General features: G+C 60.9%; 13 protein-coding genes. 9 read left to right on the top strand and 4 right to left on the bottom strand.

All coding sequences use genetic code 11. The annotated features are described in order from the left end of the window. The first annotated feature begins 262 nt into the window (after positions 1 to 262). The 5 genes from oscA (at position 263) to FEM54_RS12785 (ending at position 4,390) form a co-directional block, all read left to right on the top strand. Entirely contained in the window at positions 263 to 445 is a 183-nt protein-coding gene (gene oscA, locus FEM54_RS12805) for a sulfur starvation response protein OscA (RefSeq protein ID WP_003170956.1), read from the top strand. A 75-nt stretch (positions 446 to 520) separates the two neighbouring features. Next, positions 521 to 1,531: a sulfate ABC transporter substrate-binding protein gene (locus FEM54_RS12800; RefSeq protein WP_003170959.1), complete on the top strand. Its 1,011-nt coding sequence runs from the start codon at positions 521 to 523 to the stop codon at positions 1,529 to 1,531. A 170-nt stretch (positions 1,532 to 1,701) separates the two neighbouring features. Further along, a complete protein-coding gene (cysT, locus tag FEM54_RS12795; protein WP_138451204.1) occupies positions 1,702 to 2,520 on the top strand; it encodes a sulfate ABC transporter permease subunit CysT in 819 nt (272 codons plus the stop codon). Positions 2,521 to 2,533: 13 nt separating this feature from the next. Then, complete coding sequence (gene cysW / locus FEM54_RS12790; RefSeq protein WP_138451201.1) at positions 2,534 to 3,406, top strand: sulfate ABC transporter permease subunit CysW; 873 nt, start codon at positions 2,534 to 2,536, stop codon at positions 3,404 to 3,406. Positions 3,407 to 3,409: 3 nt separating this feature from the next. Beyond that, positions 3,410 to 4,390: a sulfate/molybdate ABC transporter ATP-binding protein gene (locus tag FEM54_RS12785; protein WP_017136697.1), complete on the top strand. Its 981-nt coding sequence runs from the start codon at positions 3,410 to 3,412 to the stop codon at positions 4,388 to 4,390. Between the two features lie 122 nt (positions 4,391 to 4,512). Here the strand turns inward: FEM54_RS12785 and FEM54_RS12780 are convergent, their stop codons facing one another. Beyond that, positions 4,513 to 5,040 (bottom strand): Mpo1 family 2-hydroxy fatty acid dioxygenase, encoded by a 528-nt coding sequence (locus FEM54_RS12780; protein WP_099549548.1) that lies wholly within the window; start codon positions 5,038 to 5,040, stop codon positions 4,513 to 4,515. 83 nt (positions 5,041 to 5,123) lie between these two features. Between FEM54_RS12780 and FEM54_RS12775 the strand changes: the two genes are divergently transcribed. Both FEM54_RS12775 and FEM54_RS12770 read left to right on the top strand, forming a co-directional pair. Next, positions 5,124 to 5,810, top strand: coding sequence for a Crp/Fnr family transcriptional regulator (locus tag FEM54_RS12775; protein ID WP_017136699.1), 687 nt, complete (start codon positions 5,124 to 5,126; stop codon positions 5,808 to 5,810). Between the two features lie 38 nt (positions 5,811 to 5,848). Then, positions 5,849 to 6,208 (top strand): response regulator, encoded by a 360-nt coding sequence (locus tag FEM54_RS12770; protein ID WP_017136700.1) that lies wholly within the window; start codon positions 5,849 to 5,851, stop codon positions 6,206 to 6,208. A gap of 85 nt (positions 6,209 to 6,293) precedes the next feature. Here FEM54_RS12770 and FEM54_RS12765 read toward each other — a convergent pair whose 3' ends face one another. Continuing rightward, the gene (locus FEM54_RS12765; RefSeq protein WP_099549546.1) at positions 6,294 to 7,298 is read right to left on the bottom strand and encodes an AraC family transcriptional regulator; all 1,005 of its coding nucleotides are present in this window, start codon (positions 7,296 to 7,298) and stop codon (positions 6,294 to 6,296) included. A gap of 101 nt (positions 7,299 to 7,399) precedes the next feature. Between FEM54_RS12765 and FEM54_RS12760 the strand changes: the two genes are divergently transcribed. Beyond that, positions 7,400 to 8,470, top strand: a complete 1,071-nt coding sequence (locus FEM54_RS12760) for a fatty acid desaturase (RefSeq protein ID WP_026013676.1) — start codon at positions 7,400 to 7,402, stop codon at positions 8,468 to 8,470. Here FEM54_RS12760 and FEM54_RS12755 read toward each other — a convergent pair. Beyond that, a complete protein-coding gene (locus FEM54_RS12755) occupies positions 8,457 to 9,272 on the bottom strand; it encodes an ABC transporter ATP-binding protein (RefSeq protein ID WP_017136703.1) in 816 nt (271 codons plus the stop codon). The two genes, FEM54_RS12760 and FEM54_RS12755, sit on opposite strands and share 14 nt — an antisense overlap. Then, positions 9,269 to 10,855 (bottom strand): ABC transporter permease, encoded by a 1,587-nt coding sequence (locus tag FEM54_RS12750; protein WP_138451199.1) that lies wholly within the window; start codon positions 10,853 to 10,855, stop codon positions 9,269 to 9,271. Before FEM54_RS12750 ends, FEM54_RS12755 begins: the two co-directional genes overlap by 4 nt. Positions 10,856 to 11,134: 279 nt before the next feature. Here FEM54_RS12750 and FEM54_RS12745 point away from each other — a divergent pair. Next, positions 11,135 to 11,640: ABC transporter substrate-binding protein (locus FEM54_RS12745; RefSeq protein ID WP_171045833.1), on the top strand; the 506-nt coding region annotated here is incomplete at its 3' end.

Genomic DNA, 11,640 nt, shown 5'->3' with positions numbered 1-11,640 from the left:
GGCGGTGTGTCAGGCACTGATGTTTCGACTGATACTGCCTCATCGCGGGCAAGCCCGGCTCCCACAGGGTTCCGCGGTGCCTGGGTATCAGTATTTTCACGGCCAAAACCTTCGCAACCCCACGTCCTGTCAGAAAATTCTTTCTGGTTATATAAACATTCTTAAATAGTATTTTTAAGAATATCCGCGCTTATCTACTATCGCCCTCACGCCGCAAGCAGTGCCGCCACTGCCAGGCACTATTTATTTCAGGAGCGAGACCATGAGCGCATCTCTACGTAGCGTCGACGGCCAGGACGAAGCAGCCATTTTGCGTGAGATCCAGAGCGCCTTGCGCGACCTGCGGTTTGGCGCGGTGGAAATCACTGTGCACAACGCCCAAGTGGTCCAGATCGAGCGCAAGGAAAAATTCCGTTTGCAGAACCCGGGTAACAAACCGAGCTAAGCAACAACGGCGATTCGCATGCTAGACCCGCAACTATAAGAAAAAGCCAACACCCAAGAATTATCAGGAGCTTCTATGTCGTCGATTCGCCGTTACGCCCTGGCCGCACTGGCCAGCGCCGTGTTTGCCGGTTCCGCCGTTGCCAAGGACTACGAGTTGCTCAACGTCTCGTATGACCCGACCCGTGAGCTGTACCAGGACTACAACGCTGAGTTCACCAGCTACTGGAAACAGTCCCACCCTGGCGACAACGTGAAGATCCAGCAATCCCACGGTGGCTCGGGCAAGCAAGGCCGTGCGGTGATCGACGGCTTGCGCGCCGACGTAGTGACCCTGGCCCTGGCCGGCGACATCGATGAAATCGCCAAACTGGGCAAGACCCTGCCGGAAAACTGGCAAACCCGCCTGCCGGATGCGAGCACTCCGTACACCTCGACCATCGTGTTCCTGGTGCGCAAGGGCAACCCTAAAGGCATCAAGGACTGGGGCGACCTGATCAAGAAAGACGTTTCCGTTATCACGCCTAACCCGAAAACCTCCGGCGGTGCGCGCTGGAACTTCCTCGCCGCGTGGGCCTACGGCCTTAAATCCGGCGGCAGCGAAGCCAAGGCCCAGGAATACGTAAAAGAGCTGTTCAAGCACGTGCCGATCCTCGACACCGGCGCTCGCGGTTCGACCATCACCTTCGTCAACAACGGTCAGGGTGACGTGTTGCTGGCGTGGGAAAACGAGGCGTTCCTGGCACTCAAAGAAGACGGCGGCGCCGACAAGTTCGATATCGTCGTGCCGTCCCTGTCGATCCTCGCGGAGCCGCCAGTGGCCGTGGTCGACAAAAACGCCGAGAAAAAGGGCAATACCGAGATCGCCACCGAATACCTCAAGCACCTGTACAGCCCGGCTGGCCAGGAGATTGCGGCGAAGAACTTCTACCGCCCACGCGATGCAAAAGTGGCCGCCAAATACGCCCAGCAGTTCCCGAAACTGGACCTGGTGACTATCGACAAAGACTTCGGCGGCTGGAAAACTGCCCAACCGAAATTCTTTAACGACGGTGGCGTGTTCGACCAGATCTACACGGCGCAGTAAGCCAAATTACCTGTAGGAGCCCGCCTTTCGGCGGGGGCCGGCTTGTGTGGGAGCTGGCTTGCCTGCGATAGCATCACCAAGGTGTGACTGACACACCGAGGTGCCTGCATCGCAGGCAAGCCAGCTCCCACAGAAAGGCAGTGGTGTTTACCCTTTAACCAAGGACTCTTATGTCGCGTCGTATTTCCCCCGTCATACCCGGCTTCGGGCTGACGCTGGGCTACACCGTGGTGTACCTCAGCCTGATCGTACTCATCCCCCTGGCGGCGATGTTTGTACATGCCGCTCAACTCACTTGGGATCAGTTCTGGGCCATCATTACCGCACCGCGTGTGCTGGCGGCGTTAAAACTGAGCTTCAGCACCGCGCTTTACGCCGCGTTGATCAATGGCGTGATCGGCACGTTGCTGGCCTGGGTGTTGGTGCGCTACACCTTCCCGGGCCGCAAGATCATCGATGCGATGATCGACTTGCCGTTTGCCCTGCCCACGGCCGTTGCCGGTATTGCGCTGACCGCCTTGTACACGCCGACCGGCCTGGTTGGCCAGTTCGCCGCCGACCTGGGCTTCAAGATCGCCTACAGCCCCTTGGGCATCACCCTGGCGCTGACCTTCGTCACGCTGCCGTTCGTGGTGCGCACGGTGCAGCCGGTGCTGGCCGACATCCCCCGGGAAATCGAAGAAGCCGCCGCCTGCCTGGGCGCCAAACCGTTGCAGGTGTTCCGCTACATCCTCGTGCCGGCCTTGCTGCCCGCCTGGCTGACCGGCTTTGCGCTGGCCTTTGCCCGTGGCGTGGGTGAGTACGGTTCGGTGATTTTCATCGCCGGCAACATGCCGATGAAAACCGAGATCCTGCCGCTGCTGATCATGGTCAAGCTCGACCAATACGACTACCGCGGTGCCACCTCCATTGGCGTGTTGATGCTGGTGGTTTCCTTTGTCTTGCTGCTGCTGATCAACTTGTTGCAGCGGCGCATCGAACGTCCATAAGGAGGCGCGGAGCATGTCCCAATCGTCTATTTCCGCTGCAGCCTCGGCCAATGCTGCCCGGCGTGGCAGCGCGGTGTCGCGACGCATCCTGATCGGCCTGGGCTGGCTGGTGTTCTTCCTGTTCCTGCTGCTGCCGCTGTTTATCGTGGTGTCCCAGGGTTTGAAGAATGGCCTCGGCGCGTTCTTCACGGCGATCCTTGAGCCGGACGCGCTGTCGGCGCTCAAGCTCACGGTGATCGCCGTGGTGATTTCGGTGCCGCTCAACCTGGTGTTCGGCGTCAGTGCCGCGTGGTGTGTGAGCAAGTACTCGTTCCGTGGCAAGAGCATTCTGGTCACGCTGATCGACCTGCCGTTCTCGGTGTCGCCGGTGATCGCGGGCCTGGTCTACGTGCTGATGTTCGGTGCCCAGGGCTTCTTCGGCCCGTGGCTGCAAGACCATGACATCCAGATCGTGTTCGCCTTGCCGGGCATTGTGCTGGCGACCATCTTCGTGACGGTGCCGTTCGTGGCCCGTGAACTGATCCCGCTGATGCAGGAGCAGGGCACCCAGGAAGAAGAAGCCGCACGCCTGTTGGGTGCCAACGGCTGGCAGATGTTCTGGCATGTGACTGTGCCGAACATCAAGTGGGGCCTGATCTACGGCGTGGTGCTGTGTACCGCGCGGGCGATGGGTGAATTCGGCGCGGTGTCGGTGGTGTCCGGCCACATTCGCGGCGTGACCAACACCTTGCCGCTGCACGTCGAGATCCTCTACAACGAATACAACCATGTCGCCGCGTTTGCCGTCGCGAGCCTGTTGCTGATCCTGGCGCTCTTCATCCTGCTGCTCAAGCAGTGGAGCGAGAACCGTATCAACCGCCTGCGCAACAGCGCCGGTGAGGAATAAGTCATGTCGATCGAAGTCCGTAATGTCAGCAAGAACTTCAACGCCTTCAAGGCCCTGAACAGCATCAATCTGGACATCCAGAGTGGCGAGCTGGTGGCGTTGCTTGGCCCGTCCGGCTGCGGCAAGACCACCTTGCTGCGCATCATTGCAGGCCTGGAAACCCCGGACGCCGGCAGCATCGTGTTCCATGGCGAAGACGTGTCCGGCCACGACGTGCGTGATCGCAACGTCGGCTTTGTGTTCCAGCACTACGCGCTGTTCCGCCACATGACCGTGTTCGACAACGTTGCCTTCGGCCTGCGCATGAAGCCGAAAAACCAGCGCCCGAGCGAAAGCCAGATTGCGGTCAAAGTGCATGAACTGCTGAATATGGTGCAGCTTGATTGGCTGTCGGATCGCTACCCGGAACAACTCTCCGGTGGCCAGCGTCAGCGTATCGCCCTGGCGCGCGCCCTGGCGGTAGAACCCAAGGTGCTGCTGCTGGATGAACCCTTCGGTGCCCTCGACGCCAAGGTGCGTAAAGAGCTGCGCCGCTGGCTGGCGCGCCTGCACGAAGATATCAACCTCACCTCGGTGTTCGTGACCCACGACCAGGAAGAGGCCATGGAAGTCGCCGACCGTATCGTGGTGATGAACAAGGGCGTGATCGAGCAGATCGGCTCACCGGGCGAAGTCTACGAAAACCCGGCCAGCGATTTTGTGTATCACTTCCTCGGTGATTCCAACCGTCTGCACTTGGGCGAAGACAAGCACGTGCTGTTCCGCCCGCATGAAGTGTCGCTGTCGCGCCATGAGCTGGAAGATCACCACGCGGCGCAAGTGCGCGATATTCGCCCGCTCGGCGCCACCACACGGGTGACGCTCAAGGTCGAAGGCCAAAGCGAGCTGATCGAGGCCGAAGTGGTCAAAGACCACGACAGCCTGACCGGATTGGCGCGTGGCGAGACCTTGTTCTTCAAGCCCAAGGTCTGGCAAAAAGCCTGACCCTCAGATCGTTCACTCTGCGTGGGAACGATCATGTGGGAGCTGGCTTGCCTGCGATAGCATCACTACGGTGTGACTGATACACCGAGGTGCCTGTATCGCAGGCAAGCCAGCTCCCACATTCAGACCTTGCTTGGCTTCAGATCGCGGCGTTCTACCGGGCCGGACCGCGCCTCAATCTGCTCTTTAAGTTCCTGCCGCAACCCCAGCACAAACGCCAGCTCCGCCACCACAAACAACGGCCCCACAATCAATCCCGACACATCATCCACAAACGCCGGCTTCCTGCCTTCGTAATAGTGCCCGACAAACTGAATCACCCAGCCCACCACAAACATACCGATGCCGCTGCTCAGCCATACCAGCGTGCTCTGTGCCGCCAGCGCATGCCCGGCCCATACCGACAAACCCATCAACAGCGTCATCAGCAGGCCCAGCGCCAGTTCCAGGCGCAAGTAGAACCATGCCGAAAACAGCGCGAGTAGCACTGCCGGAGATATCCACAGGCTGCCGATTGCCCATTCAGGGCGCGACAGCAGCACCGCCACGGCGACCACAATCAACGGGATGCCGATAAAGTGGCTGGCGATATTGCGCGGGTCGCGGTGGTAGGCGGCGTATTGGCTGAGGTGGTCGACGAGGCTTTTCATTGTTGTTCCTCCTGTAGGATGCTTGATCATGCCCTGTCCGCCTGTGACTGACTGTCAGCTGGGCGACAATCTTCGGAGTGCTCATGGACACAGAGAAATGGCGTACTCGCTTGGCCTCTGGCCACTGGTTCAGCCACCTGCCTGAGCCTTTTCAGCATAGCCTGCTGGCCCACGCCCGGCAGCGGCAGCTGGCGGCGGGGCAAACCCTGTTCAAGCGTGGCGACCCACCCTGTGGCCTGTACGCGGTGCTCGACGGCGCCTTGCGCATCAGTGCGGTGAATGAACACGGCAAGGAAGCACTGTTGAGCCTGGTGGAATCACCCTTCTGGCTGGGTGAGATTTGCCTGTTCGACGGCCTGCCACGCACCCACGACGCCTGCGCCGTCGGGCCGTGCACGCTGCTGCAGGTGCCACAGCAGGCGTTGCTCAGTATCCTCAATGAAAGCCCGCAGTACTGGCGCGACCTGGCGTTGTTGATGAGCCAGAAGCTGCGCCTGAGTTTTATCAATATCGAGCAATTGAGCCTGATGCCGGCGTCGGTGCGCCTGGCCCATCGTCTGTTGATGATCGTCGAGGGTTATGGCGAGGCCGAGTCTTTAAAAAGCATGCTGCAACTGCCCCAGGAAGACCTGGCCGCCATGCTGAGCCTGTCACGCCAGACCACCAACGCCTTGCTCAAGGACCTGCAGGCCCAAGGCATCGTGCGCCTGGGCTACGGCGAGATCGAAATCCTTGATGCCCGGCGACTGCGTGAGGCGGCGCACACCTGAGGGTGTTAGCCTGCAAGCCTGATTAATCGAGGTGTGTTATGCGCGTGCTGTTAGTGGAACATGAATCCGAAGAGGCGCAGCGGATGGCCCAGGGCTTGAACGAGGCCAGTTACAGCGTGGAAGTCGCGGCCAATGGCATGGCGGCGTTGCGTTTCGTGGAAAGCACCGAGTACGACCTGGTGATTCTGGATGTGATGCTGCCGGGCCTGAATGCCTGGAAGTTGCAGCAGGCGATTCGGTTAAAGGGTGAGACACCCGTGCTGTTCCTGACCACGCCCGGTGGCATTGAAGACCGCTTGCGTGGGTTGGAACTGCATGAGGACGATTATTTGCTCAAGCCGTTTGATGCCAAGGTGCTGGTGGCGCGGGTGAAAAAACTCTTGCGGCGTGGTCGCTGAGCCACCGCTATCGCAGGCAAGCCAGCTCCCACAGTTGGAATGCATTGCCCTGTGGGAGCCGGGCTTGCCCGCGATGAGGCCCTACCTAACGCAACCCATCGCGAAACTGCCCCGGCGTCATCCCCGTCCAGCGCTTGAACGCTCGGCTGAAACTGCTGGTATCGGCAAACCCAAGCAAATAACTGATCTCGGCCAATGAGCAGTGCGGATCGCGCAGGTGCAGCAGCGCCAGGTTCTCGCGGCACTCATTGAGCAACGCATCAAACCGACAGCCTTCATCCGCCAAATGCCGCTGCAAGCTGCGCAAGCTCAGGTGCAACGCCTGGGCGATGCGCTCGGCACTCGGCTCGCCCTCCGGCAATTGTTCCTCGATCGCCCTGCGCACCTTGCGTTCCCAGGTCAGCGGTTGCAGCTGGGCCAGGGTGCGCTTGAGCACGGTTTCATTGTGCTCGGCCAACTCGGGGTTGGCGTCGTCCAGGTGGCTGTCGAAGTCCTGGGCGGAAAATTCAAGTCGGTCTTCCTCGGCATCGAAGAACACCGGTGCGCGAAACACCGTGTGCCAGGGTTTTGGATCCACCGGTTCCGGCCGACGCAGGTACACCGCCAACGGCGCGTAGTCACGGCCCAGGCGATTACGGCAGGTGCGCACATAGATCGCTGCAAACGCATCAATCGCTTCCGGCGCCGGTGCCGGACTGTCCGCAGGTTGCAGCAGACGAAAGCGGTAACGCTCACCCTCTCGGCTAAGCTCCAGCGTCAGGGCATCGCTGACCACTTGGTGATACCGCACGATGCGCTCGAACACCTCACGCAAGCTGCCGCTGGCCACCAGCGCATAACCCAGCGCATGAAAGGTGGTCGGGCTCACAAACCGCGACACGCGCAAGCCGATCGCCGGGTCGCCACTGGCCTGCACTGCCAGCGCCCACAGGCGTGTGGTGGCCGACAGCGGGTAGCGTGCGTTGGGGTCGTCCATCTGCTGCGGGTCGAGCCCGGCCTCGATGCACAGCGCGGCGCTGTCCAGGTTGAGGGCGTCGAGCTGCTTGCGCAGGGCGCGGGTCCAACTGGCGAGAGACGTGGGTTCAGTCATGGTGATTGGCGCTTGCGGTCAACAGGTTGGCGTCCGGGGCTAGCGTCCCGCCCGATCGCTTGGGGCAGGATGGACGTATCACTTAACAAGAGGATGGGAGCATGGACGGTACTTCTGCAAGTCCCCAACAGATGAATGCGCAACAGCGCTCGGCAAAAATCCGCGAAGTGGTGCTCGCCGAGGGCGTGCGGTTGCGCCAACAGCACCCCTGGCTGCTGCATCAGGACGCGTTGGGCGCGGGCATCCTGGCCTTTGCCTTGCTCGGCATGCTCGGTTCGGCGGCGCTCTATATCACCGGTCATATGGCCTGGTGGGCATGTTTGCTGCTCAACGCTTTCCTCGCTTCGCTGACCCACGAGCTGGAACACGACCTGATCCACAGCATGTACTTTCGCAAGCAACGTGTGCCACACAACCTGATGATGGGCCTGGTGTGGCTGGCGCGGCCGAGCACCATCAACCCGTGGATACGCCGGCATTTGCACCTTAACCACCACAAGGTGTCCGGCACCGAAACCGATATGGAAGAGCGCGCCATTACCAATGGCGAGCCGTGGGGGTTCGCGCGGTTGCTGATGGTGGGCGATAACGTGATGTCGGCGTTTATCCGCATGCTGCGGGCCAAGACCTGGAGTCACAAACTCAAGATCCTCAAACGCTCGCTGCTGGTGTACGCACCGCTGGCGCTGCTGCATTGGGGCGCGTGGTATGTGTTCCTGGGCTTTCATGCCGCCAATGGCATCGCCAGCCTGATGGGCGCGCCAATCCAGTGGTCCGCCGGTACCTTGCAGATGATGCAGGTGATTGATATCGCAGCCGTGGTGATCATCGGTCCTAACGTGCTGCGCACCTTTTGCCTGCACTTTGTCAGCTCCAACATGCACTATTACGGCGATGTGGAACTGGGCAACGTGATCCAGCAAACCCAGGTGCTCAACCCGTGGTGGATGTGGCCGTTGCAGGCGTTTTGCTTCAACTTCGGCAGCACTCACGGCATCCACCATTTTGTGGTGAAGGAGCCGTTCTACATCCGTCAGATGACCGCCAAGGTGGCCCACAAGGTGATGCGCGAGATGGGCGTGCGCTTCAATGATATCGGCACGTTTACCCGCGCCAATCGGCTTGAGCGCCAGGAACGGCCGGACGCTGAGCTGGCATTCAGCAAGCAATAAACGCCAGCGGCAGGTCGCGAATCTGTTCGCGCAGCGGCGGCTGATAGTGGCCGTCGCTGATCAGTTCATGCAGCAGCTCTTCGCGCAGTTGGTGGAACTCGAAGCTGCTGCGTTGGCGTGGGTGGGGCAGGGCGATGTCCACCACCTGTTTGATGCGCCCTGGCCGCGGCTCCATCACCACCACGCGGTCGGCGAGGAAAATCGCTTCTTCCACATCGTGGGTCACCAGCACCGTGGTGATTTTGGCGCGGGCGCGAATTGCCAACAGCTCGTCCTGCATCTGCTGGCGGGTCAACGCATCGAGGGCGCCGAACGGCTCGTCGAGCAATAGAATGCGCGGGCTGGCCACCAGGCCACGGGCGATTGCCACACGTTGCGCCATGCCGCCGGACAGCTGATGCGGATAAGCGCGGGTAAAGTCGGTAAGGCCCACCAATTCGATAAAGTCACCGATGCGCCGGTTGCGCTCGGCCTCGCTCAACGGCTCGTTGACCAGGCCCAGGCCGATGTTTTCCGCGACGGTCAGCCAGGGGAATAACCGGTGCTCCTGGAACACGATGCCGCGTTCGCCGCCGATGCCCTTTACGGCATGGCCGTCCACCCGGATCTCGCCACGAAACTGCGTATCCAGCCCCACCAGCAGGCGCAGTAGCGTAGATTTGCCGCAGCCACTGGAACCCACAATCGCCACGAACTCGCCTTCGGCAATGTCCAGGTTGAATTCGCGAATCGCCTCCAGCTCAAAGCCGTCGACGTCAAAGGTCTTGCCCACATGGTTGAAGCTGACGATAGGTGCGTTCATGCGTGTCTCCAGCGCGTGGCGCGGGTTTCGATGCGTTGGCCGATAAGGTTGAGCGTGGCGCCGGTGAGGCCCACCAGCAGCATGCCGCTCATGATCAAATCCATTCGCAGCAGCTGTTGGGCGCCGATCATCAGGCTGCCGATGCCGCCGTTGGATGGCATGAAATATTCCGCGCCGATGGTGCCCAGCCAGGCATAGATCAGGCTCAGGCGCAGGCCGGCGAAGATCCCCGCCGCCGCGCCCGGCAGCACCAGACGGCGCAGGCGCTGGAACAGGTTCAGGCGTAGCACTTGCGCGGCTTCGCGCAGCTGTGGAGACAGGTTCAACACGCTGCGTTGGGTGGCGATAAACAGCGGAAAAAACGCCGCCAGGGCGATAAACACCGACTTGGCCAATTCACCCAGGCCGAACCAGGCGGTGAGTAATGGCACCCAGGCGAAAATCGCGATCTGGCGCAGCGCGGCCAGCGTCGGCCCGAGCACTCGCTCGCTGCGTCGCGACAAACCCAGCCACAAACCCATGGCAAACCCCAGGCTGGCGCCGAGCAACAAGCCTCCCAGCGTGCGGCCGAGGCTTTTGCCCAAGGCGCCGGACAGGCTGCCATCCAGCACACCCGCGCCGGTGGTTTGCAGCACGGCCCATGGGCTGACCAGAATATTCGGGTCCACCCAAGCGAGATCCGTCGCCACCTGCCACAACGCCAGCAAGAGCAGCGGCAACAACCACGGTTGCAGGCGTTGCCACCCCTCATAACGCGGGCCGCGGCGAATCTGCGCAGTGGCCGGGTGCGGCCAGTGCGCCCATTTGCGGTCCAGCCAGCCGATGCCGCGATCCATCACCACGCCCAGCACACCGATGACCACGATGCACACGAAGACAATATCGAGCATGAACAGTTGGCGCGCCCAGACCATCAGGTAGCCGATGCCTTCGCTGGAGGCCAGCAATTCCACGGCCAGCAACGAGGTCCAGCCCGCCGCCAGCGCCAGGCGCACACCGGCCATGAAGGCTGGCAACGCAGCGGGCAGGATCAGCCGACGAATCAGCAGGTGCGTGGGCAGGCGCAGCACGCGGGCGGCTTCACGCAGGTTGGGTTGCGCGTCACGCACACCAACCAGCGTGTGCAGGGTGACGGGCACCACAATCGCCTTCACCAGCACCACCAGTTTCAAGGTCTCGCCGATGCCGAAAAACACCATGAACAATGGGATCCAGGCCAGGGTCGGCACTTGCGACAACGCGCTGAACGTGGGGAACACCAGGCGTTCGGCGCGCGCGCTGAAACCTAATAGCGCACCCAATACGGCTCCCGCGCCGATACCGGCCAACAGCCCCCAGAACAAGCGCTGCAAGCTGATCGCCAGGTTGCTCCATAGCTCGCCGCCGGCCAGCTCTACGGCGCTGCTCCACACCAGCGACGGCGCGGGCAAAATTTGTTCGCTCATCCACTGATTACGGCTGGCCAACCACCACAGCGCAAACAGTGCCAGCGGCAACAGCCAGGGCAGCAGACGCTCACCGAGCAAGGGCCAGCGCGGAGCGGGGGCTGAAAGAGGCAGGCTCAACTGTGAAGTGCGGGCCATAGCGGACCTCCCTCGGCGTTATGTGATTTCGATCTTATAAAAACGGAATCAAGATGATTGTGAGATAAGAAAAATCATTTAAAGCCTCTGCCTGGCACGCATCCAATGCATTCGAAGAATATTTTTGATGCTGTTTATGCATACGCCGCTGGAGCCAGCGTTTCTGCTCGCATAGTCCAAAAAGCTATTAAATTGTGAATTTATAGTATTTAAAGTTTTGCTCGGGCTGTGCCTACTTTCTGCTCCCCAGGCGACCGTCGCCCACCAGGAGCTGCGCTTATGAAACTGCCCTTCAAACGTCTGATCAGCCTGTTCGCGGGCACCGCGCTGGCCGGGTTGGTACACGCTGCCGACCTCAAGGAAATCCGCATCGCCGTGCCCGACCTGAGTGCCGGCAGCCAGCACAGCGGCGGCGGTATAACGGATGTATTGCGCGAGCAGCAGATCTTCGAAAAGGCCTTTGCCGACCAAGGCATCAAGATTCAGTGGAATTACTTCAAGGGCGCAGGTCCTGTGATCAATGAAGCCTTCGCCAATGGCCAGGTGGACCTGGCCTACCTGGGCGATCTGGCGGCGATCATCGGTCGCTCCAATGGGCTGGACACGCGTTTGCTCAGCGCCACGGCACGTGACGTCAAGCAGTACCTGGGCGTGGTGCCGGGCTCGGGGATCAAGACCCTGCAAGACCTCAAGGGCAAACGTGTGGCGGTGTTCCGTGGCACGGCCAGCCAGTTGTCGTTAGACAGTGCATTGGCCAGCCAGGGCTTGAATGAAAAGGACTTGAA

This window comes from Pseudomonas edaphica, assembly GCF_005863185.1.
GTDB lineage: Bacteria > Pseudomonadota > Gammaproteobacteria > Pseudomonadales > Pseudomonadaceae > Aquipseudomonas > Aquipseudomonas edaphica.
Note: the sequence above shows the minus strand (reverse complement) of the source record. Positions and strands in the feature narration are given on the sequence as shown.